Origin of the sequence: Enhygromyxa salina, assembly GCF_002994635.1 — a bacterium.
Classification (GTDB): Bacteria; Myxococcota_A; Polyangia; order Nannocystales; family Nannocystaceae; genus Plesiocystis; species Plesiocystis salina_B.
In genome coordinates, this window is record NZ_PVNL01000051.1 from 99913 (window position 1) to 121506 (window position 21594).

Here is a 21594-nt window from a genome sequence, read left to right on the forward strand (position 1 = left end):
GCGCGCGGGTGACCGGCGATGTCTGACGCCGACACGCTCTCAGTCCTGGTGTTCGTGCTGTGCCTCGTCGGCAGCATGTTCTTCTCTGGCAGCGAGACGGCGATCACCAGCTACGGCGATCGTCGGGCACGACGTGCCAAGGAAGAGGGCGGCCGCGAGGGCGAGGTGCTCGGCTGGTGGGTCGATCACCCGGTTCGGGTGCTGTCGACGATCCTGCTGGGCAACAACATCACCAACACGTTGATGGGCGCGACCGCGACGGCGCTGGCGATCCGCCACCTCGAGGGCACGTCGGCGGCCGCGTGGGCGGTGCCGGCCGCGGTGGTCGTGACGACCGGGCTGCTCCTGGTGTTTGGTGAGATCGTGCCCAAGGCGCTCGGCAAGCTGTACAGCCGGCGGCTCGCCGTTCAGGTGCTGACGATGCTCAAGTTCATGAGTCGCCTGACCTTTCCAGCCGTGTGGTCGCTGGCCTGGATCACCAAGCTGGTGATCGGCCGCGTGACGGACTCGGAAGAGGGCGCAGCGCGGGTCACCTCGGGTGAGATCGGCTACCTCGTTCGGGTCGCCGAGCGCGAGGGCACGATCCCCGCAGAGCAGGCCGAGCTGCTGCAGCAGGTGTTCCGGTTCGAGGACAGGATCGTCCGCGACATCATGGTCCCGCTCGATCGGGTGGTGGGCGTCGATCTCAACTGGGAGGTCGACAAGATCAAGCGCGTGGCCCACTCGACCGGTCACAGCCGGCTGCCGGTCTACGACGGCGACCTCGACAGCATCCGGGGGATCCTCCACATCAAGCAGATCGTCGGCCTCGAGCTCGACGTGCACAGCAGCGAGAGCAGCAAGTATCAGGTGTTCGAGAAGCTGCTGCGCCCGCCGTTCTTCGTGAGCGAGAGCCTGCTGGTCCACGATCTGCTGCGTCGCTTCAAGGAGCAGCGCGTGCACCTGGCGATCGTGGTCGACGACGCGGGCGACACCGTCGGCGTCGTGACCCTCGAGGACGTGATCGAGCAGCTCGTCGGCCAGATCTTCGACGAGTCAGATCGCGCGCCGCTGTTCGCCCCGCTCGACAGCGGCGTGAAGTACGTCGACGGCCAGGCCAGCCTGCACACGATCGAAGAGGCGCTCAACGCCGACTTCGAGGAGATCGACGGGGTCGATAGCGTGGGCGATCTGCTGACGCGCCTGGCTGGGCAGATGCCGATCACGGGGTCGGTGTTCGTCTGGCAGAACGTGCGGTTCAAGATCCTGGCCGCGGACGCGACCCGGATCATCCGCGTCAGCGCCGAGCGCGTCGACCTCGAAGACGACGAAGACGAGGACTGACCTTTCCTTTTCCCCAATCACCTCGGCCTGCTAAGGCAGGTCGTTGGTGAGGATGCCAGCGGTGACGAGGTCGGCGCGGTTGCCCAGGGCGGGGCAGTTGGGGTTGGCCTTGTGGCGGGTGACTCGCTCGAGCTTGCGGGCGGAGGCGAGGAAGGTGAGGGCCTCGTCGGGGGTGCTGGAGAATTTTGGGGCGGCTCGTTGGGCGAGGGCGACCAGATCTGAAGTGGGGAGCTCGTCGGGGCGGAACAGCTCGGGGTGGTGATCGACGAAGCGCGAGAGGATCTCGATCGTGCCGACGCGGGTGTACTCGCCGGTGTCCCAGGCGATGCGGCTGTAGGTCCAGTCGACGCCGCTGAGCGCTCGCAGCTCGGCCTCGTCGTTGTGGGCGTCACCGACACCGTGGAGATCGGGGGAGGGGGTGGCCTCGATGATCGAGCGCGGGACCTCGAGGGCCCGGGCGAGCTGGTAGATCTCGCCCTTGGCGAGCATTGCGACCGGGTTGGTGTCGACCTCGCCGTCGCCGCCCTTTTGATAGAAGCGGACCCAGCGATCCTCGCACTCGTTGCCGGTCCCGTGGCGGATGCCGCCGCCTGTGAGGCGGTTGAAGCCGCGGCCGATCGGGGCCCGAATGCACGAGCGGATCGAGCCGAGGATCGTGGGGTCCTGCCTGGTGCGGGCGTCGAGCTGCTCGGGGTCGTGACCCGCGGCGATCAGCGCGGCGCGCATGTCGGTGATCAGCTCATCGAAGATCTTACTCAGATCGAGCTCGACGAGCGGCACCCCAAACGCGCGCGCGACCTCGCGGGCGCGGTCGCGTGAGCCCGTCGAGGAGTGGATCGAGGAGTAGACGGTGACGATCTTGTCAGGGCCCAGCGCGCGGGCGAGCAAGCCGAGCATCACGGCCGAGTCGACGCCGCCGCTGAGATCGAGCTCGGCGCGGTCGGTGCCTGCGTGTTCGTGGAAGCGTCGGATGGCGGTCACGCGCTCTTCGACGAGCGCCTTCGGATCGAGGACGGGCATGGTGATCTCGCTTGCTGCTAGCTCGGGTTGGGCGCGCGGGCAGAGTCTGGGACCGGACGCGGGGCGGGGCCACCATCATACCCGCTTGGGTCAACGAGGGTCGTATGCGGGGGAAAAACGGGCCTGATGCAGAGACCGGCGACTCGCTCGCCGCTCAGCTGTCGCGCGGGACCTCTTCGATGTCCCAGCGCTCGAGCACGGCCGGGTTGTGCTCGATCTCGGCCACGAACCGGCTAGGACGCATGATCTTGCTGGGTCCGTCGCGGCCCTCTTCGATCGTGGGATACAGCAAGTACAGCTCGTCGGCCGCGCGGGTGGTCGCAACATAAAACAGCCGCCGCTCCTCCTCGAGCTCGGTCGCCGTGCGCAGCGACTGCGCAGTCGGAAATCGCCCCTCCGCGAGCCAGAGCACGAACACGATCGGCCACTCGAGGCCCTTGGCCTGGTGGATCGTCGAGAGCACCAGCTTGTCGTCGGGCTCGTCGCCGACCACGACGTTCTCGCCGGCCATGCCCTGGATCAGCGCGAGCTCGCTCAAGAAGTCGCTGGCGTCGGGCCAGCGCTCGGCGAAGCTGGCGAGGTTGTCGAGGTCTTCCTTGCGCGCGTCGGCGTTGGTGAAGGTGCGATCGGCGTAGTCGCGGTAGTGATCGCTGACGACCAGCCGGATCGCGGCGCCGGGGCTGCGCTCGGGCCCGGTCTGCAGCTGCTCGAACAGCTGGGCGAGCTTGGTCAGCGCGTCCTTGGCCCGGCCGCGAGCCTGCGCGGCCTCACGCGCGAGCAGCTCGGGCACGCTCGCGCTGGGCAGCGTGGGTTGCTCATGCCGCGCGCCGTGCTCGTCGAGCTCGCCCGAGAGCACGCCGGCCACGCGCTCGGCGGTGCGATTGCCGACACCGGGCCACAGCCGCAGCAGCCGCAGCCACGCGAGGCCGTCGCGGGGGTTCTCGCGGGCCCGCAGGTACGCGACCACGTCCTTGATGTGGGCCTGCTCGAAGAAGCGCATGCCCGAGCGCACGGCGAACGGGATCCCGCGGCGGGTCAGCTCGACCTGCAGCTCGAGCGAGTGGGCGTGGTTGCGGTACAGCGCCGCCATCTTGCGCAGCGGCAGGTTCTGCTCGTGGTGCAGCTCGAGCACGCGCTGGGCGACGAGCTCGGCCTGCTGCATGGTGTCGCGCAGGGGGATCAGCGCGGGCAGCATTCCGGGCGCGCGCACGGCCTGCAGCTGCTTGGGGTGCTGAAGCCGGTTGACGGCGATCGAGCGGTTGGCGAGGGCCAGGACCTCGGGGGTCGACCGGTAATTGATCGTCAGCGGCAGCACGATCGCGTCGCGGTGGCGGACCCGAAAGTCGTGGATCTGCGCGAAGTCGGCCCCCCGAAACGAGTAGATCGACTGGGCGTCGTCGCCGACGCAGGTCAGGCTCCCGTGGACGGCGGCCATCTCGTCGATCAGCGCGCCCTGCAGCGCGTTGATGTCCTGGTACTCGTCGACGAGCAGGTGGGTCCAGCTGCTGCGCAGGCGCTCGGCGACCTCGCGGTGCTTGGGGTCGCGCAGCAGCTCGAGCCACGCGGCCAGCAGATCGTCGAAGTCGACGCAGTTGAGCCGGCGCTTGCGCGCATGAAACTGCTCGACGACCCGCTCGATCGGATCGAGCAGGTCGAGGAACTTCAAGTATCGGCGCTCGACGACCTGGCCGACCGTGCCGAGCATGCCGGTCGCCTGCGAGGCGATCTTGGTCAGGATCTTGGCGTTGGGGAACCGCTTGGTGGTCAACACCGGCATCCCCAGCTCGTGGATGACGGAGGTCATGAGGTCGCGGGCGTCCTCGGGATCGAGGATCCCAAAGTCGCTGCCGAGCCCGAGCACCTCGCCGTGACGGCGCAAGATCCGGTTGCCGACGTGGTGAAACGTCCCGGCGGCGCTGCGGCGCATGTCGAGCCCCAGCAGCTCTTCGACGCGGCTGACCATCTCGCGGGCGGCCCGGTTGGTGAAGGTCACCAGCATGATCCGCTCGGCCGGGCAGCCACCCGCGATCAGCCGCGCGACCCGGTAGGTCAGCGTGCGGGTCTTGCCGGTCCCGGCGCCCGCGAGCACCAGGATCTTGCCCGGATCCGCCTCGACCACCGCGCGCTGCTGCGGGTTGAGCTCGGCGGCGAGGTCGAACTTGGGCTTGGGCGGCGACGCGCTCTTGAGGACGTACTTCACGGGTGTTGCTAGAGGTGCTTGGTCAGAAATTCGAAGATCCGGCGCTCCATGTACACGCGATCTTCGAGCTTGCGCGGCATGTGGCGCTCGTCGGGGTAGAGCTGCAGCTCGTAGGACTTGCCCGCGGCGATCAGCGCGTTGATCAGCCGGGCGGTGTGACGAAAGTGGACGTTCTCGTCGATCAGGCCGTGGACCAACAGCAAGCTGCCGCTGAGCTCCGCGACGTGGGCCATCACGCTCGAGCGCGCGTAGCCCTCGGGGTTCTCCTGCGGCAGGCCCATGTAGCGCTCGGTGTAGTGGGTGTCGTAGCCGTCCCAGTGGGTCACGGGCGCGCCAGCGATGCCCACCTGAAACGTCTGCGGCGCGCGGGCCAGCGCCATCGCGGCCATGTAGCCGCCGTAGCTCCACCCGTAGATCGCCACGCGCTTGGGATCGGTCAGGCCCTCGCCGACCAGCCACTCGACGCCCGCGACCTGGTCTTGGATCTCGACGTTGCCCATGTCGTGACGCAGCGCGCCCTCGAACGCGAGCCCGCGCCGGGACGAGCCGCGGTTGTCGAGCTTGAACACCAGGTAGCCGTGGTCGCGCAGGTACTGGGCACGCAGATCCACGGTCATGCCCCACGAGCGGCTGACCCGCTGGGCGTGCGGCCCGCCGTACACGCTGACGACGGTGGGGTAGGGGCCGGGGCCGTGGACGCTGGGATCGGGCTGGTAGATCGCGCCGTAGAGCGTGGTCTGGCCGTCGGCGGCGGTGAGCTCGACGAAGCGCGGCGGCTCGAGCTCGAGCTTGGCGACGCGGGGGTCGACGTCGGCCGGGCTGGCCGGGTGCAGGGTCCGCAGCGGCGCGCCGTCGCTGAGCTGGTGGAGCGTGACGGTGGGTGGGGCGGCCTCGCTCGAGTGCACGTCGACGTAGTAGCGGTGCCCGCGATCGATCACGAGGTGGTGCATGCCCGGCGCCTCGGTCAGCTTGCGCAGGCCCTGGCCGTCGAGGCCGACCTCGAAGTAGTGGTGCTCGCGCGGGTCGTCCTTGGTCGCCGAGAACCACAGCTTCTGGCTGGCCTCGTCGATCTCGGTGATCCCCTCGACCATCCACTCACCCGAGGTCAGCTGCGCGAGCTCGGTGCCGTCGGCCGCGTGCAGATACAGGTGGCGAAACCCAGACCGCTCGGACGCCCAGACGAACCCGCCGACCTGCTCGGGGTGCGCGGCTGCGGTGGCCTCGTCGAGCTCGAGCGGCTCGAACATGTCGTGGAGGTTGATCCAGACGTCGGATCGCTCGCTCAGCAAGGTCGTCGCCGGGCCCTTGGCGCCCGCGAACCGCAGCAGACGCAGCTCCTGCTGACGGCGATCTTCGACCTGCACGCACAGCGAACCATCTGGGGTCCAGTCGACCCGGGCCAGGTAGAGATCTCGGGCGGGGTCGCCGGTCCAGGGCCCGCCGCGCTCGACCCAGTCGGCCTGATCGAGCGGGAGCCAGCGGACCGCGCCGCCCTTGCTGGCGACGACCCCGAGCCGGACCCGCGCGTTGTCGGCCCCCGCGAACGGATAGCCGTGGTCTTCCTGGGCTGCGTCGCCGACCGCGTCCTTGCCCTGATGGACGATCCGGTAGGCCGGGATGTGAGTCTCGTCGACCTCGACGAACGCGATCGAGCCGCCGTCGGGCGCCCACCAGTAGCCAGCGTGGCGGCCCATCTCTTCGGCGGCGATGTACTCCGCGAGCCCGCGGGTCTTGCCCTTGTCGATCCCCGAGGTGACTTGCCTGGGCGGCGCGCTGCCGTCGGCGGGGACGACCCACAGCTCGTTGCCGCGGACGAACGCGATCTGCTCTCCGTCGGGTGACAGGCTGGGGTTGAGGGCCGGCCGCGGATCGGCCTCGGACTTGCCGACGAGCTTGTGCAGCGGCGCGTCGATCCCGTCTTGAACCCAGATCTCGCCGGTCAGCGGCAGCAACAAGCGGTTGGCCCGGGTCGCCCAGGCGTACTGCGTGACGCCCAGCGCCCGAACCCGCATGCGCTCGCGCGCGAGCTTCTCTTCGGGCGAGAGGTTGTCTTCGCGCACGCCCCCGTCGGGCGGCTCGACCACGCGCCGCAGCTCAGCGGTCGCTGCCTGCTCGAGCTCGAGCGCGAACAGCTCGCGGCTGAGGCTGTCGTCGGCGCTGTCGAGCCACGTCAGCCATTGCCCGTCGGGTGAGAAGCGCAGCGACCCGGGGGTCGCGGTGCCGGGGTGCGGGTAGGTCGCGATGTCCTCGAGGGTGATCGGGCTACTTGCGGCCATGTTGGTCGACCTGTCTGCGCGCGGCGGTGTGGACTCGGGCCTGGCCGCCTGCCCAGTCGTTTGGCCAGTCGTTTGGCCAGTCGCAACGTCGCTGGTGTGATCCGCGGAGCCGGATCGCGGATCGCCATTGCAAGCCAGCGCCAGCGTGACGGCGAGCACGGCCAAGCGGAGCGGGCGGGAGGGCATGGCGAGGATGGTCGCAACCGCCGTGCTGGCCGTCCAGCTTGCGGCCGGGGGCGTGCGCAGGTACAGCGCTGGCGATGACTAGCCTGTCCGAGCGGCTCATGCGTCCCGAGGTCAAGCCCCGCGTGATCGAGGGCTGCTGCGCGCTGATCGAGCGTGAGGTAGGGAGCAAGCGGGGCTTCGGCGGCGCGGCGGTCAAGGCGGGGTTTGCGGTCGTCACGCGGGTCAAGCCCGGCTTCATCCGCGACGTCGTGACCAAGCTGCTGCCCGAGTTCGCCGACTCGCTGCAGCCCTTCTACGACCGCAGCGCGGCCGAGGTCGGGGAGGCCGCGGCCGCCGACGCGTTCGTGCAGCATGTGTCCAACAACCGGACCGAGGCAGCCGAGGCGCTGCTCGCCGTCACGGATCGCAAGATCGGCGACGCCCGACCAGGCGTGCGTCGGGCCTACGAGAATCTGCGTCCAAGCGCGCGCGAAAACGTCGAGGCCGCGCTGCCCGGCCTCGTAGAGACAATTCGCGAGCACTTGTCCTAGGACTCGACAAGCCGGACACGAAGCGGCCCACAGGCCCTCCCTGTAGGGGGTCAAAAGGAGTACCATCCGCGGCAGTCATGCCCGGAGAAGCGGCCGCCAGCGCCTCACAGACCAAGCTCGAGCGCGAGCTCAAGCAGCTGATCGTCGACGCCTTGAAGCTCGAGGACACCGCCCCAGAGGACATCGACAGCGATGAACCGCTGGTGGGGGATGGACTCGGGCTCGACTCGATCGACATCCTCGAATTGGCGATGGCCGTGCATCGACGGTTCGGCGTCAAGACCGGCTCGGACGACAGCCAAAACCGCGAGGTCTACGGCAGCGTGCGCAGCCTGGCGGCCTTCATTCACACGCATGAGGCCAAGCCCGAATGACGCACGAGGAGATCCTCGCGTACTTGCAGCGGACGATCGCCGAGCTGTTCGAGCTCGACGCCGAGCAGGTCCGCGCCGAGTCGACGGTGTTCGACGAGCTCGATCTCGACAGCATCGACGCGATGGATCTCGTCGCCAAGCTGCAACAGTTCACTGGGCGTCGCATCGAGGAGGACTCGATGCGCAGGGTCAAGACCGTGGGCGACATCGCTGTGCTGCTGGCCGCGCAACTGGCCAGCTCTGTCCCCGCTGGCGGGGAATCAGCGCCACCAGATGCGTCCGCCACGAGTTGAACCGAAACGCCGGAACTCCGCATGACTGATCGCTACCCCGCAGTGGGCCTCGCTAGCAGGTCGTTGACCGTCGCTGGTCTCGCGCCGATCGTGGCGCCGAGCCTGGCGCACAGCCCCGCGCTGTCGCCGATCCTCGCGCATCACGATCCCGAGTCGCTCGTCGCGTTTGGCCTGGTCGCGGGCTCCGACGCGCAGACCGGCGCCGAGCGGACGGCCGAGCGCCTGCGCACCGACGTCGCGCGGGTGGTCGCGGTGCTGCCCGAGTGCGCCCCAGACGATCCCCGCGAGATCCTGTGCGTGGCCACGGATCGCTACCACTTCACGGTCGCGCTGCTGGCCGCGTGGCAGCGTGGACACCGGGTCGCGTTGCCGCCCAACGCCCAGCCCGAGCTGCTGCGGGCCGTCGCCGATGACCGAACCATCTCGCTGGTGATCCACGACACCGACGAGATGAGCGGCCTCGATCTGCGCCCGCTGCTCGCCGAAGAGAGCCGCGCGACGCCGGCCGAGCCGCTCGCGCTCGCGCCCCTGCCCGCGCTGCGCAAGCTGGTCACGGTGTGGACCTCGGGCAGCACCGGTGAGCACCAGCGCCACGCCAAGACCGCGGGTCAGCTGTTCGCCGAGGCCCTGACCCTGGCCGAGCACTTTGGCCTCGCCGTCGGGTCGGGCGGCGGTCGGGCGCGCGTGGTCGCGACGGTGCCCTCGCATCATATTTATGGGCTGCTGTTCTCGGTGTTGGTCCCGCTGGTCAGCGGCGGCGCGTTCTCGCGGGAGACGCCGCTGCACGCGGTGGTCGTGCGCGCGACCTTGCTGGAGACCGACGCGAACGTGCTGGTCAGCGTCCCGGCCCACCTTCGCGCCCTGCGGATCCTGGATCCGGGGCAGCTGCCCGCGCTGGCCCGGGTGTTCTCGTCGGGCGCACCGCTGCCGCCCGAGACCGCCAGCATGTTGCGCGAGCGCTTTGATCTGTCGGTCACCGAGGTGCTCGGCTCGACGGAGACCGGCGGCATCGCCTGGCGTGTCAGCGGGCCCGCGGACAGCGAAGCCGAGCGAGTCGCCGGGGCCGACAATTGGGCGCCCGTTCCCCACTGGACGGCGCTGCCGCACGTGCGGGTCAGCGCGGTCGAAGGTCGGCTGCTGGTCGACTCGCCGTTCTTGCCGCCCGATGGGCCGCGCCCGTGGCCGACCGCCGATCGGATCGAGTTCATCGCGGACCCGAGCCCGGCCGGCGTTCGCCGCCTGTTTCGGCACCTCGGGCGAGTCGACGGAGTCGTCAAGATCGGCGCCAAGCGAGTGGCGATCGCGGAGATCGAGCGCCGGCTGCTGGAGATCGACGGGGTCGAGGACGTGGCCGTCGCGGTCATCGAGGTCGGTGGCGCCCGCGGCCATGAGCCGGTCGCCCTGGTCGTCGCCCCGGGGCTCTCGCCCGAGCACCTGCGGACCGAGCTGCGACGCTGGCTCGATCCGGTGGTGATCCCCCGCCGGCTGCGGCTGGTCGACGCGCTGCCCCGCGAGCCGAATGGCAAGCTGACCCGACGGGCGATCGTCGCGGAGATCGAGCAGCCCAAGCCGCGCGTGCTCTCGCTGGAGTGTCGGTCTGTTCGCAATGTTGGGCGTGGCGCTGGCGCTGGGCCGGACAGCCCCAATTTTGCCGAGTACGAGGTCTACGTCCCGCGCGATCTGTACAGCTTGCGCGGCCACTTTCGCGGGGCCCCGATCGTCCCCGGCGTGGTCCAGCTCGAGCTCGCGCGGGCCGAGGCGCTCGCGCGCTGGCCAGATCTGGGCGCGCTGCGCTGGGTTCGTCGGCTCAAGTTCGTGCGTCCGCTGGCGCCGGGCGAGCGCCTGCGGCTGATCCTCGACCGCTGCGCGGCCGACCGCGTCGAGTTCTCGTTCGTCTGCGACGGCGATCGGGTCAGCGTGGGGAGCCTCAGCTTCGCGACCACGCTCGCGCCACAGGACTGAGATGCAGCACCCGGCGTTCTCGCCCTGCGCGTTGATCCCCACCTACGACAACCCCGACACGGTCCGCGACGTGGTCGAGCGAGTCGGCGCGCACCTCCCGGTGATCGTGGTCGATGATGGCAGCGCCGGCCCCGGTCGCGCGGCGGTCCAGGCGATCGGCGCGGCGGGCCTGGCCCATGTCCACCACCGCGAGCGCAACGGCGGCAAGGGGGCGGCGGTCACGACTGGGTTCGAGCTCGCGCGGGCGCAGGGCTACACCCACGCGCTGCAGGTCGACGCCGACGGACAGCACGCGCTCGACGACATCCCGGCGTTCATCGAGGCCGCCCGCGACGCCCCCGAGGCGCTGGTGCTGGGGGCCCCGATCTACGACGAGACCGCGCCCAAGGGTCGGCTGATCGGCCGGCAGATCACCCGGTTTTGGACCAACATCGAGACCTACGGGCGGGTCATCGACGATCCAATGTGCGGGTTTCGGGTCTACCCGGTCGCGGCGGCCTGCGAGGTCGCGCCGCGCTGTGGCCAGCGCATGGACTTCGACATCGAGGTCGCGGTCCGCCTGGTGTGGGCGGGCCTGCCCGTGCTCAACCTGCCGACCAAGGTCCGCTACGACGCGCAGGGGGTGTCGCACTTTCACCTGGTCCGGGACAACGCGCGGATCTCCTGGATGCACAGCAAGCTGGTCGTGTCGAGCTGGCTGCGGTTGTTGAGGCGGCGATGACGACGACCGCGAGCACCCGGGCGCGCTGGCTGCCAGTGGTGATCGGCGCGCTGTTGCTCGCGCTGATGGGCGTGTTCGTCGGCCTGAAGCTCGAGGTCACCTCGGAGATCACCCACTTCCTGGCCGCCGGCGACGACGCGCGGCTGGCCAAGCTCAGCCGCCAGCTCGCGGAGTCGGAGCTGACCAAGACGACGATCTTGGTGGTCGACAGCGAGGCGGGCGATACCCAGGCTGCGATCGCGGCGGTCGACGAGCTCGCGCGCGCGCTCGCCGAGCACGGGGAGGTCGCGTGGGTGCGCGCGGGCTGGAGCGACGATCAGAGCGACGCGATCTACGAGCTGTACTTCCCGCGGCGCATGTACTTCACGGCGGGCAGCGAGCAAGCGCTGGCCGAGGCGCTGGCGCCCGAGGGTCTCGAGGCCTCGGCGCGAGAGCTGCAACGCCAGCTGCGGCTGCCGACCGCGGCGCTGATCAAGCAGATCGCGCCGCAGGATCCCTTGCTGACCTATCCGGCCACCCTGGACCGTTTGGCCGAAGCCCGGGCGGGCTCGCTCGAGCTCGTCGATGGTCACTTCGTGACCCGAGAGGGTGGGGCGGTGCTGCTGTTCGCGTCGGTCCACTCGCCGTTTCGGGCCGAGCACCAGGGGCCGTTGCAGACGCTGATCGACGCGCGCTTCGCCGAGCTCGCCAGCGGCGATCAGGCGGCTGGCCTGCAGCTGCGCCAGAGCGGGGTCGGCCGGTTCGCGCTCCGGGCCGAGGCCGAGATCCGCGGCGACATCACGCGGATCTCGGTGATCTCCACGCTCGGCGTGATCGCGCTGTTCCTGCTGTTGTTTCGTCGGCCCCGCCTGGTGTTGCTGTCGCTGGTGCCGCTCGCCGCGGGGGTGCTGACGGCCACGACGGTCAGCCTGCTGGTATTTGGTCGGATCCACGGGCTGACGCTGGCGTTCGGCGCCTCGCTGATCGGCGTGTGCATCGACTACCCGGTCCACCTGTTCAACCACCACGTGCTCGAGCCCGCCGAAGACGGCGCGGTCGGGACCATGAAGCGGATCCGCCCCGGTCTGGTGTTGGGCGCGCTGACGACCGTCGCGGGCTTCGTCGGGCTGGGCTGGGCATCGTTTCCCGGGGTCCGCGAGATCGCCGTGTTCGCGGCCGTGGGGGTGCTCGGGGCGCTGCTCTCGAGCTTGTACCTGCTGCCTCCGCTGATGGCGGACAAGCCCAAGCCGGTGGCCCTGCAGCGGCGCCTCGCCGAGCTCGCGGGGCGCCTGGTCGCGGGCATGCACCGCCAGCGCCGGGTGCTGTTGATCCTGCCGCTGGTCGCGGTGTCGCTGCTCGCGATCGCGCTGCCGCGGCTCGAGTTCGTCGACGACGTCTCGGCCCTGACCCAGACCCAGGCCGATCTGCTGAGCGAGGACGAAGCGGTGCGCGCGTTGGTCTCGCGGATGGACGCAGGCCGGATGGTGGTGGCGATCGGCGACGACGAGGAGCAGGCGCTGCGCAAGAACGACGAGGTCCACGCGCGCCTGCTCGCCGCGCGCGAAGCTGGCGAGCTCGAGGCGTTTCAGTCGCTCCACGAGATGCTGTGGTCGCAGCAGCTGCAGGCCCGCAACCTCGCGGCCTACGGCGAGCCGCAGGCGTTCGCCGAGCGGCTCGACGCCGCGTTCGTGGCCAACGGGTTTCGTGCCGGGGTGTTCGCGCCGTTCATCGAGTCGCTGGAGCTCGCGCGCGGCGCTGGCGACGAGCGCCCGGTCCCGCTCGACTACGCGACGCTGGCTAGCTCTGCGCTCGGCCAGGCCGCGGGCTCGATGCGGGTCGAGCTCGACGGGCAGGTCGGGATCCTGAGCCTGGTTCGCGGCGTCGACGATCCCGAGGCCCTGCGCGCGCGCCTGGCTGATCTCGACGACGTTCACCTGTTCGATCAGCGCGCGCTGATGGCCGAGATCTACGCGAGCCACCGGGTCTCGACCATGCAGCTGGTTGGCGTCGGGTTGTTGGCCGTGTTCGCGCTGATCTTCGCCCGCTACCGGCGACTCGGCCCGGCGCTCGCGGCCTTCGTACCCGCGCTGCTGGCGGCGGCGACCACCGTCGCAATTTTGGTGCTGACGGGGCACGCCCTCAACCTGATGCACGTGGTCTCGCTGCTCTTGGTGCTCAGCATGGGCGTCGACTACGGGGTGTTCCTGGCCGAGTCACGCGGGCGCCCGAGCGAGGTCGCGGCCACGGTCTCGAGCCTGCTCGCGTGCTGTCTGTCGACGGTGCTGGCGTTCGGCCTGCTCGCGATGTCGAGCAATCCGGCGATGCAGGCGATCGGTCTGACCACCGGGATCGGTGTGTTCGCGAGCTTGGTGCTGGCGCCGACCGCTCTGATCTTGTTTGCTGGCGGCCCACGAGCGGACCCCCAACCTGGCCCGCGCCCGGAGATCTCATGACCGACAACCGAGGCAAGAAAACACGGTTCGGACTGCTCGCACGGATCGGACTGCTCGGCGGGCTCACGCTGACGCTCGCCTGTCACCAAACCCAAGCCGGACATGAGCCGGGTGCTGATTTCGCAGGTGACTCCGGTTCCGCAGCCGGCGCCGAGTCAGCTGGCGAGCAAGACCCTGGCTACCCGGGTGAGCTGATCCCGACCCAGGACATGGGTCCAGACTTCCTCGCCCGGCAGAAGCTCACGGGTACGTTTGGCGAGCGCGAATTCGCGTTCGAGGCGGTCATGCAGCTGCGCGGCGGGACCCTGACCGTGCTCGGGTTGACACCGTTCGGGACCAAGGCCTTCGTGTTGACCCAGACCGGAACCGAGGTCGCGTTCGAGCTGTTGATAGATCGCGAACTACCGTTTCCGCCCGAGTACATGCTGCAAGACATTCACCGTGCGTGGCTGTGGCAGGTGCGCTTGCCGTGGGGGTCGGGTCCGCCCTCGACCGAGGCGGCCACGACCGAGGTCGCGGGCGAGCGGGTCAGCGAGCAGTGGACCGCCAACGGGCTGGTCCGGCGCAGCTTCGTGCGACTCGACGGTGCGCCGGAAGGTGAGATCCGGGTCGACTACGTGGGTGGTCATCGGACCGGTCGTCCGGCCAAACAGGTGGTGCTGGACAACGGTTGGTTTGGCTACCGACTCGAGATCGAGACCCTCGACTGGCGCGCGCTTTGACCCGACGACTTTTTTGCGTTTGTCGGATCGACGCGGGTCGTGCAGGGTAGACAGCTGAATGGGTCTGGTAGGCACATTCGAGCGTTACCCTGCGATCGCGTGGATGCATGAGTTCTCCCGTCACACGAGCGCGACATGACGATCTGCCCCTGATGTGGGGGGGCGGCGGCGGAGAGGTGAGCGACCAGGTCGTCGCCGTCGCCAAGCAGCTCGCGTCGCTGGGCCAGCTCGCGGCGGAGGTTGGCCACGAGATCAGTCGCCCACTGCAGGTGATCGCGTTCGCGGTCGACGACCTGCGAGACGCGCTGTTCAACGAAGATCGTGAGGTCGCCGAGCGCTGCATCGAGGGGATCGAGGTTCAGATTCAGCGTACGGCGGGCATCGTGGGTCGAATGCTCGCGTTTGATCGCGCCGCCGATCGCACGCTGCAGCGCGCCGACCTCAACGACGTCGTCGAGCAGGCGCTGGCCGGGTTGCATGACTCGCTGGCAGCACACGGGATCCAGCTTCAGGTCGCGCTGGGTGAGGGCCTCCCGCCCATCACCTGCTGTCGGCCGGAGCTCGTTCAGGCGGTCATCAACCTGGTCCTGAACGCGCGAGAGGCCGTCCTCGAGCGCGAGGGAGCCGAGATCACGGTGCGGACGGTCGCGCAGCAGGGGCAGGTCTGGGTCGATATCGCCGACAACGGCCGCGGGATCGCGCCCGAGCACCTCGCGCGGATCTTCGATCCATTCTTCACGACCAAACCAGACCGCCACGCCACGGGCCTGGGCCTGTCGATCACGCGCGGGATCACGCGTCGCCACGGTGGCAACCTCGAGGTGAGCAGCACGATCGGCAAGGGCGCTCGGCTCCGACTGGGCCTGCCGAGCACCTCCGGCACCGAGGCGGTGGACCTCGACGACAGCAACGCCAGCAGCGCTCTCACCCACTGATGTTGCGATGAACCGAAGGTCCAAAGCTGAACGGATCGAGGGTCCCGGGGCGCAGCCGGGGCTCAGCCAGAGGGGTTCATATTGAAAGTCCTCGTCGTCGATGATGAAGTTGGGATCGCCAAGTCCCTGGCGTGGATGCTCGACCACCACGGTCACGAGCCCACGATCGCGTGCAACGGGCTCGACGCCTGGGGCTTGTTCGTGGCTGATCCCGAGTCCTGGGGCATGTTGATCACGGACATTCGGATGCCGGGCCTCGACGGCATCAACCTCGTCCGTCGGGTCCGCGCGCACGGCAGCGGCGTGCGGGTCGTGCTGATCAGCGGCCATGGCGACGCGCCCGATGTCGGCGAGCTGTCGCCCGCCGCGTTCTTGGCCAAGCCGTTCAGGCGCGCCCAGCTGCTCGCCGCCATGCAGGTGGCCTGAGCGGATCACAGTGAGTTGCCCCCGATCACAGGGCACCCCGAACCGGACCAATTGGGCCGGATTGGGGCGTTCAAAATGAATGCGCGGCAACTCACGCGGTCCCAGGCTCCCAAGCGTGAGGCTTGCGACCCTGGTCGCTTCAGGCAGACCGGCCCCAAGCTGTTCAACCCACAACCTCGCTGCTATTTTCGCGCGTCGATCCATGCCCTCAGGCATCCCCATCACCGCGTACTCCGCCTGCAACGGCCTGGGCCAGACCACCGCGGAAGTCCTCGACGGACTGTTTGCTGGCCGCCGCGGTCTGACCCTCGCGGATCCATCTCTCGGGGTGCCGACGTGGGTCGGCGCGGTCCCGGGTGAGCTGCCGCCGCTCGACGCCTCGCTGCGGGCCTACGAGTCACGCCAGGCCCGGATCTGTGCGCTGGTCACCATTCCGTTGATCCCCGCGATCGAGCGGGCCAAGCGACGCTGGGGGGCCGGGCGCGTGGGGCTGATCGTGGGGACCAGCACCGCGGGCATCGCCGAGAGCGAGCGGGCGTGGGCCCACCATCGCGACCACGGTCAGCTCCCCGAGAGCTTCACGCTCGAGCGCCAGCACGCGCTGTACGCCACGGTCGAGATCGTCCGGCGGCTCACCGGCCTGCGCGGGCCCGGCTACGTGGTGTCCACCGCCTGCTCATCGAGCGGCAAGGTGTTCGCGTCGGCCCGGCGCCTGATCGCCGCTGGCGTCGTCGACGCGGTCGTGGTCGGTGGCGTCGATAGCCTGTGCAAGCTGACGGTGCGCGGGTTCGCGAGCCTCGAGGTGCTGTCGCCGGATCCCTGTCGGCCGTTCTCCAGCGAGCGCCGCGGCATCAACATCGGCGAGGGCGCGGCCCTGATCCTGCTCGAGCGGCGCCGTCCCGGTGTCGAGGGGATCGGCGTCGAGCTGCTCGGGGTGGGCGAGAGCTCGGACGCGCACCACATGACCGCGCCGCACCCCGAGGGCCTCGGCGCGCGGGTCGCGATGGAGCGGGCCCTGCTCGGCGGGGGCGTGGCCGCGGACGAGGTCGATCAGATCAACGTCCACGGCACGGGCACGACCAAGAACGACGAGACCGAGAGCCAGGCGATCCGTCAGCTGTTTGGTGACCGGCGTCCCGGTCAGGCCCTGAGCGTGGTCGCGACCAAGGGCTACACCGGGCACATGCTCGGGGCGGCGGGCGCGACCGAGGCGGTGTTCGTGGCGGCCACGATCGAGCGCGGCGAGCTGCCGGGCAGCGTCGGCGCCGGCCCCCTCGATCCCACGCTCGGACTGGAGGTCGAGCTCGAGCGCCGCTCGCGGGCCACCCGGCGCGTGCTCAGCAATTCGTTGGCGTTCGGCGGGTCCAACGTCAGCGTGCTATTGGGGGCCAGCGAATGAGCGCCCTCACCGATCCGCTGACCGGCACGCTCGGCGTCAGCCGCGGCGCGACCAGCGAGCGAGCCGAGTCGATCGGCCTGGCGCCGCGCGAGGGCGTCGTCGAGCTGCGCGCCCACCTGCGAGGGGTCGGGATCTGGACGCCGTCCTACCCGGATCTCGCCGCGTGGGTGGCCGCTGGCGCGCCCGACAAGCTCGACGGCGCGGCCCCAGGCAACGCCGATCCGCGACCGCCGGCCAAGCTGCTGCACTCGCGCCTGCGGCGACGCACGAGCACGCTGACCCGCGCGGCCGTGACCGCGCTCGAGGCCGCGATCGAGCAAGGCGGCGCGTCGCTCGACAGCGTGCGCTTCGTGCTGGTCTCGAGCTTTGGCGAGATCGAGACCACCGTGGAGCTGCTGAGTCAGCTCGCCGATCCCGACGGGCCGGTCTCGCCCACGAAGTTTCACAACTCCGTGCACAACACGGCGACCGGCTACATGTCGATCGCCAGCGGCAACCACCGCGAAGCCACCGCGATCGCGGGTGGCCCTCACAACCTCGACGTGGGCCTGCTCGAGTCCCTCGCCGGGCTCGCGGAGGTCGGCGGCGACGTCGTGCTGCTGTTCGCCGAGGAGCTGGTGCCCGCGCCGTTTCAGCGGCCCGACGCAGATCCCACCTTCGCGGTGGCCTTGCACCTGTCGAGCGAGGCGGCCGATCCTGGCCGGCCAGAGCAGGCGCGCAGCCTCGGGCTCGAGCTGCGCCTGAGCAACGGCGACTCGGTCGCCGGGGTTGGCATCGCGTCTGGTATCGCTTCTGGTATTGCTTCTGGGGTCGGGGGTGTCGGGCTCCCCACCATGATCGAGCCGCTGCTACAGCTGCTGCGCGCGGTCGCAGGCGCGGGTGACGGGGCCGCGTCGATGCCGACCCAGCCGCTCGCGCTCACGGCGGGTGGCGATCCTGGGGTCGAGTCAACGTGGACGGTGACGCTCCACCGGGGCGAGCGAGGCGGCTGAGCCGATGCCGACGAAGCGTGTCGCCCCCGCCTCGGGTCCAGCGCTGGATCAGCCGTTGCCGCCGGTCGCCGAGCTGCTGCCGCACGAACCGCCGATGATCCTGATCGACGAGCTCGTCGAGTGGTCGCCGACCCGGTCGTTGGTTCGCGCCGAGGTTCGCGCGAGCGGGCCCTTCACGCTGACTGGCGAGCTGCCTGGTGAGGTCGGCGGGCAGGTGCCAGCCACGGTCTTGCTCGAGTACATGGCCCAGGCGATCGCGGCGGCCGAGGGCATGCGCGGGCGCGGCGAAGCGCGAGCCCCCGGGCTGCTGCTCGGGACCCGCGAGCTCGAGCTCGACACCCCGGCGATCGCGGTCGGCGACACCCTGGAGATCCGCGTCGAGCACAGCTTCAGCGATCCCGACTCGGGCCTGGCCTGCTACGACTGCGAGGTCCACGGCAGCGGCCAGCGCCTGGCCGCGGCGCGGGTCAACGTGATGCTCGCGCCCGAGCTCCCGCAGCGTGTGAAGGGCGGCCTGAATTCATGAACGACGACGGGCGCAGCTGGGCGCTGGTGACCGGCGCGAGCCGAGGGATCGGAGCGGCGATCGCCGAGCAGCTCGCCGACGCGGGGCTCGGCGTGCTCATCAACTACCGCAGCAACCACGCCGCCGCCGAGCAGGTGCGTGAGCGGATCCTCGCCGCGGGCGGCGTCGCCGAGCTGCTGCCCTTCGACGTGGCCGACGCGGACGCCGTCGCGGCCGCGCTCGCGGGTGTGCTCGAGTCGGGGCGGCCGGTGTCGGTGTTGGTCAACAACGCGGGGGTGACCGCCGACGCGGCGTTTCCGGCGCTCGAGCGCGAGGCCTGGGACGCCGTGCTGCGCCCGACCCTCGACGGCTTCTACAACGTCACCCGCCCGCTGGTGATGCCCATGGTTCGCCGACGCCACGGCCGGATCATCAATATCAGCTCGATCTCGGGCCTGGTCGGCAACCGGGGCCAGGTCAACTACTCGGCGGCCAAGGCTGGGATCATCGGCGCGACCAAGGCCCTCGCGCGCGAGCTGGCCAAGCGCAAGATCACCGTCAACGCGGTCGCGCCCGGGCTCATCGAGACCGAAATGGCCGCCCACGCGCCGACCCAGGACATGGTCAAGATGATCCCGATGCGGCGAATGGGCACCGCCGTCGAGGTCGCCAAGCTGGTTCGGTTCCTCGCCAGTGACGACGCCGCGTACGTGACCGGCCAGGTGATCACGATCGACGGTGGCCTGACGTGAGCGCCGACCATGATCGTCATGAGCGCCATCGGGTGGTGGTCACGGGCATGGGGCTGTGCTCGCCGATCGGCAACGAGATCGACGTCGTCAGCGAGGCGCTCGCTCGAGGTCGCGGTGGCATCGTCGCGGTCCCCGAGTGGCCCGATCGCTACAAAATGAACACCGGCGTCGCGGGCCTGGTCGAGGGCGTGACGCCCAAGCAGTACCCGCGTCGCAAAGTCCGAACCATGGGCCGCGTGGCGCTGCTGTCTGCCTACGCGAGCGAGCGAGCGATCGCCCACGCCGGGCTCGACCGCGAGCGGCTCGCGGACGGCAGCGTCGGCCTGGCCTACGGCTCGACCCACGGCTCGTCGGCCGAGACCGAGGCCTACTGCCGCGAGGTGTTCCGCACCGACAGCCTGCAGGGCATCGCGGGCAGCCAGTTTCTCAAGTTCATGAGCCACACCTGCGCGGCCAACCTCGCCGAGTTCTTTGGCGTTCGTGGGCGCGTGCAGCCAACCTGCTCGGCCTGCACCAGCGCCAGCCAGGCGATCGGGACCGGCTACGAGTATGTCCGCGAAGGCCACGCGGAGATCATGATCGTCGGCGGGGCCGAGGAGGCCCACTTCATTCCGGCGGGGATCTTCGACGTGATGTTCGCGGCGTCGAGCAAATTCAACGACGCGCCCGAGCACACGCCCCGGCCGTTCGACAGCCAGCGCGACGGTGTGGTGATCGGCGAGGGCGCGGCGACCCTGGTGCTCGAGCGCTACGACCTCGCGCGCGCCCGCGGGGCCACGATCCACGCCGAGATCATCGGCTACGCGACCACCTGCGATGGCATCCACCTGACCAAGCCCTCGTGGGAGGGCATGGCTCGGTGCATGGCGCTGGGGCTCGCGTCGGCGGGGGTCGAGCCGGGCGAGGTCGACTACGTCAACGCCCACGGGACCGCGACCGAGCTCGGCGACATCGCGGAGTCGCAGGCCACCGCCCACGTGCTCGGTCTCCAGGTTCCGGTGTCGACCCAAAAGAGCTACACCGGTCACACGCTCGGGGCCTGCGGGGCGCTCGAGAGCGTGTTCTCGCTGATCATGATGCGCGACGGCTTCATCGCCGCCAACCGCAACCTCGACCAGGTCGATGAGCGCTGCGCGGCGCTCGACTATGTGCGGGGGGCCGCCCGCCAGGCCCGGCTCGACGTGGTGCTCAACACCAACTTCGCGTTTGGGGGCATCAATACGGCCCTGGTGTTTCGCCGGCTCTAGATCTCGAGCGTCCGTGATGCACGGGTCTCGTGTTGATCGCGCGCGCCCCATGCTAACGTCGCCGAATCATGCCGACGACTCGCCTGCTCTGCGCACTGTTGCCGTGTGTGCTCCTCACCACTCCCGGCTGCTTCCAAGATAATCCAGACAACCTCATCGGGGAGACGGCGGGCGACGGCGACGGCGACGGCGATCCGGGCGACGGCGACGGCGATCCGGGCGACGGCGACGGCGATCCGGGCGATGGCGACGGTGATCCCGGTGATGGTGACGGCGATCCGGGCGACGGCGACGGCGATCCGGGACCCGTGTGCACGCCCGAGGAGACCGACTGTGGCGGCGAGTGTGTGGTCCTGGGCGAGGACCCCCAGCACTGCGGCGCGTGTGGCCACGACTGCCTGGGGGGCAGCTGCGATGCAGGCACCTGCGGGACCGTCGAGCTCGCCAGCGGCAAGGGCCGGCTGTTCATGGTTCACGTCGATCAAACCAGCGTCTACTACGGGGGCGACGGCACCGACGTCGGTCGGATCGACAAGGACGGGACCAACGACACCGTGCTGGTCCCGGCCGGGCCCATGATCTCGGACAAGGAGTGGTGCTACGACTCCGCGTTCACGGGCGACGCGATCGTGTGGGGCAACGACTGGGTCCAGCCGGGTGTGCGTGGCTGCATGACGCCGGACTGCGCGGGCGGGGTTCAGACCTTCATGCCCGGCCTGAACCTGTTCGCGATGGCCTACGACGCGACCAACAGCCGGCTGTACTGGAACCAGGGCGCCGATCTGGTCAGCGCGGCGTGGCCGGGTGGCAGCATGACGACCGTCGTGCCCGGACAAAATCCGCGCGAGATCACGACCGACGGCGACTTCGTGTACTGGGTCGCGCGCCTCGGCAACGAGGACTATCACGTTCGCAAGCGCGCGGTCGGGGGCGGCAACATGATCGAGCTCGCGCTCAACCGCCCGCAGGCCGCCCGGCTCACGGTCGGCGGCTCGAAGGTGTTCTGGAGCGAGCCGATCGGCATCGTCCAGGCTCCGCTGCCCAACGGGATCGGCGGCGCGGATCCGCAGGTGTTCGCGACAGCCACCCAGCTCCTCGCGATGGCGGCCGACAGCTCCCACCTGTACTGGACCTCTCAGCAAGACGGGGTCGGCGTGGTCAGCCGCTGTCCGCTCGCCGGCTGCGACGGCCCGCCCGAGATCCTCGCCCAGATCGACGAGGCCTGGGGCCTCACCTTCGACCCTGTCGCGATCTACTTCGTCACCGAGACTGGCTTCATCTACAAGGTCGCCAAGTAAC

General features: G+C 69.9%; 19 protein-coding genes. 16 read left to right on the forward strand and 3 right to left on the reverse strand.

Annotation, left to right across the window (positions count from 1 at the left end; all coding sequences use genetic code 11):
- The first annotated feature begins 18 nt into the window (after positions 1-18).
- Positions 19-1323 (forward strand): hemolysin family protein, encoded by a 1305-nt coding sequence (locus tag ENSA7_RS13305; RefSeq protein WP_106089652.1) that lies wholly within the window; start codon positions 19-21, stop codon positions 1321-1323.
- 30 nt (positions 1324-1353) lie between these two features.
- Here ENSA7_RS13305 and ENSA7_RS13310 read toward each other — a convergent pair whose 3' ends face one another.
- From ENSA7_RS13310 to ENSA7_RS13320, 3 genes are all read right to left on the reverse strand, one after another.
- Positions 1354-2343 (reverse strand): ammonia-dependent NAD(+) synthetase, encoded by a 990-nt coding sequence (locus tag ENSA7_RS13310; protein WP_106089653.1) that lies wholly within the window; start codon positions 2341-2343, stop codon positions 1354-1356.
- 154 nt (positions 2344-2497) lie between these two features.
- Positions 2498-4543: an ATP-dependent helicase gene (locus ENSA7_RS13315; RefSeq protein ID WP_106089654.1), complete on the reverse strand. Its 2046-nt coding sequence runs from the start codon at positions 4541-4543 to the stop codon at positions 2498-2500.
- A gap of 8 nt (positions 4544-4551) precedes the next feature.
- Positions 4552-6819, reverse strand: coding sequence for a S9 family peptidase (locus ENSA7_RS13320; protein ID WP_244923789.1), 2268 nt, complete (start codon positions 6817-6819; stop codon positions 4552-4554).
- A gap of 260 nt (positions 6820-7079) precedes the next feature.
- Between ENSA7_RS13320 and ENSA7_RS13325 the strand changes: the two genes are divergently transcribed.
- The 15 genes from ENSA7_RS13325 (at position 7080) to ENSA7_RS13400 (ending at position 21593) form a co-directional block, all read left to right on the forward strand.
- Positions 7080-7535, forward strand: coding sequence for a DUF6918 family protein (locus tag ENSA7_RS13325; RefSeq protein WP_106089656.1), 456 nt, complete (start codon positions 7080-7082; stop codon positions 7533-7535).
- Between the two features lie 77 nt (positions 7536-7612).
- Positions 7613-7909: a phosphopantetheine-binding protein gene (locus ENSA7_RS13330; protein ID WP_106089657.1), complete on the forward strand. Its 297-nt coding sequence runs from the start codon at positions 7613-7615 to the stop codon at positions 7907-7909.
- Positions 7906-8202, forward strand: coding sequence for an acyl carrier protein (locus tag ENSA7_RS13335; RefSeq protein ID WP_106089658.1), 297 nt, complete (start codon positions 7906-7908; stop codon positions 8200-8202). Before ENSA7_RS13330 ends, ENSA7_RS13335 begins: the two co-directional genes overlap by 4 nt.
- A gap of 21 nt (positions 8203-8223) precedes the next feature.
- On the forward strand, positions 8224-10164 hold the full coding sequence (locus tag ENSA7_RS13340; RefSeq protein ID WP_106089659.1) for an AMP-binding protein: 1941 nt from the start codon (positions 8224-8226) through the stop codon (positions 10162-10164).
- A 1-nt stretch (position 10165) separates the two neighbouring features.
- Positions 10166-10885 (forward strand): glycosyltransferase family 2 protein, encoded by a 720-nt coding sequence (locus tag ENSA7_RS13345; protein ID WP_106089660.1) that lies wholly within the window; start codon positions 10166-10168, stop codon positions 10883-10885.
- Positions 10882-13317, forward strand: coding sequence for an MMPL family transporter (locus ENSA7_RS13350; RefSeq protein WP_106089661.1), 2436 nt, complete (start codon positions 10882-10884; stop codon positions 13315-13317). Before ENSA7_RS13345 ends, ENSA7_RS13350 begins: the two co-directional genes overlap by 4 nt.
- Positions 13314-14039: a DUF3261 domain-containing protein gene (locus ENSA7_RS13355; protein ID WP_106089662.1), complete on the forward strand. Its 726-nt coding sequence runs from the start codon at positions 13314-13316 to the stop codon at positions 14037-14039. Before ENSA7_RS13350 ends, ENSA7_RS13355 begins: the two co-directional genes overlap by 4 nt.
- A gap of 107 nt (positions 14040-14146) precedes the next feature.
- Positions 14147-14974, forward strand: coding sequence for a sensor histidine kinase (locus ENSA7_RS13360; RefSeq protein ID WP_106089663.1), 828 nt, complete (start codon positions 14147-14149; stop codon positions 14972-14974).
- A gap of 81 nt (positions 14975-15055) precedes the next feature.
- A complete protein-coding gene (locus tag ENSA7_RS13365) occupies positions 15056-15400 on the forward strand; it encodes a response regulator (RefSeq protein WP_181233705.1) in 345 nt (114 codons plus the stop codon).
- A gap of 202 nt (positions 15401-15602) precedes the next feature.
- Positions 15603-16799, forward strand: coding sequence for a beta-ketoacyl-ACP synthase (locus ENSA7_RS13370; protein WP_181233706.1), 1197 nt, complete (start codon positions 15603-15605; stop codon positions 16797-16799).
- A complete protein-coding gene (locus ENSA7_RS13375; RefSeq protein ID WP_106089666.1) occupies positions 16796-17791 on the forward strand; it encodes a beta-ketoacyl synthase chain length factor in 996 nt (331 codons plus the stop codon). The genes ENSA7_RS13370 and ENSA7_RS13375 overlap by 4 nt, the downstream gene beginning before the upstream one ends.
- Before the next feature lie 4 nt (positions 17792-17795).
- Positions 17796-18317, forward strand: a complete 522-nt coding sequence (locus ENSA7_RS13380; RefSeq protein WP_106089667.1) for a hotdog family protein — start codon at positions 17796-17798, stop codon at positions 18315-18317.
- Positions 18314-19048, forward strand: coding sequence for a 3-oxoacyl-ACP reductase FabG (gene fabG, locus ENSA7_RS13385; RefSeq protein ID WP_106089668.1), 735 nt, complete (start codon positions 18314-18316; stop codon positions 19046-19048). Before ENSA7_RS13380 ends, fabG begins: the two co-directional genes overlap by 4 nt.
- Positions 19045-20295, forward strand: a complete 1251-nt coding sequence (locus ENSA7_RS13390; protein ID WP_244923790.1) for a beta-ketoacyl-ACP synthase — start codon at positions 19045-19047, stop codon at positions 20293-20295. Before fabG ends, ENSA7_RS13390 begins: the two co-directional genes overlap by 4 nt.
- Positions 20296-20363: 68 nt before the next feature.
- Entirely contained in the window at positions 20364-21593 is a 1230-nt protein-coding gene (locus ENSA7_RS13400; RefSeq protein WP_219907960.1) for a hypothetical protein, read from the forward strand.
- The last annotated feature ends 1 nt before the right edge of the window (position 21594 follow it).

Bases quoted from the DNA above. Each gene is read 5' to 3' on its own strand.
- ENSA7_RS13400 (WP_219907960.1), top strand. From the start codon at position 20,364: ATGCCGACGACTCGCCTGCTCTGCGCACTGTTGCCGTGTGTGCTCCTC.
- ENSA7_RS13355 (WP_106089662.1), top strand. From the start codon at position 13,314: ATGACCGACAACCGAGGCAAGAAAACACGGTTCGGACTGCTCGCACGG.
- ENSA7_RS13340 (WP_106089659.1), top strand. From the start codon at position 8,224: ATGACTGATCGCTACCCCGCAGTGGGCCTCGCTAGCAGGTCGTTGACC.
- fabG (WP_106089668.1), top strand. From the start codon at position 18,314: ATGAACGACGACGGGCGCAGCTGGGCGCTGGTGACCGGCGCGAGCCGA.
- ENSA7_RS13335 (WP_106089658.1), top strand. From the start codon at position 7,906: ATGACGCACGAGGAGATCCTCGCGTACTTGCAGCGGACGATCGCCGAG.
- ENSA7_RS13330 (WP_106089657.1), top strand. From the start codon at position 7,613: ATGCCCGGAGAAGCGGCCGCCAGCGCCTCACAGACCAAGCTCGAGCGC.
- ENSA7_RS13310 (WP_106089653.1), bottom strand. From the start codon at position 2,343: ATGCCCGTCCTCGATCCGAAGGCGCTCGTCGAAGAGCGCGTGACCGCC.
- ENSA7_RS13320 (WP_244923789.1), bottom strand. From the start codon at position 6,819: ATGGCCGCAAGTAGCCCGATCACCCTCGAGGACATCGCGACCTACCCG.
- ENSA7_RS13325 (WP_106089656.1), top strand. From the start codon at position 7,080: ATGACTAGCCTGTCCGAGCGGCTCATGCGTCCCGAGGTCAAGCCCCGC.
- ENSA7_RS13370 (WP_181233706.1), top strand. From the start codon at position 15,603: ATGCCCTCAGGCATCCCCATCACCGCGTACTCCGCCTGCAACGGCCTG.
- ENSA7_RS13350 (WP_106089661.1), top strand. From the start codon at position 10,882: ATGACGACGACCGCGAGCACCCGGGCGCGCTGGCTGCCAGTGGTGATC.
- ENSA7_RS13375 (WP_106089666.1), top strand. From the start codon at position 16,796: ATGAGCGCCCTCACCGATCCGCTGACCGGCACGCTCGGCGTCAGCCGC.
- ENSA7_RS13380 (WP_106089667.1), top strand. From the start codon at position 17,796: ATGCCGACGAAGCGTGTCGCCCCCGCCTCGGGTCCAGCGCTGGATCAG.
- ENSA7_RS13360 (WP_106089663.1), top strand. From the start codon at position 14,147: ATGAGTTCTCCCGTCACACGAGCGCGACATGACGATCTGCCCCTGATG.
- ENSA7_RS13345 (WP_106089660.1), top strand. From the start codon at position 10,166: ATGCAGCACCCGGCGTTCTCGCCCTGCGCGTTGATCCCCACCTACGAC.
- ENSA7_RS13305 (WP_106089652.1), top strand. From the start codon at position 19: ATGTCTGACGCCGACACGCTCTCAGTCCTGGTGTTCGTGCTGTGCCTC.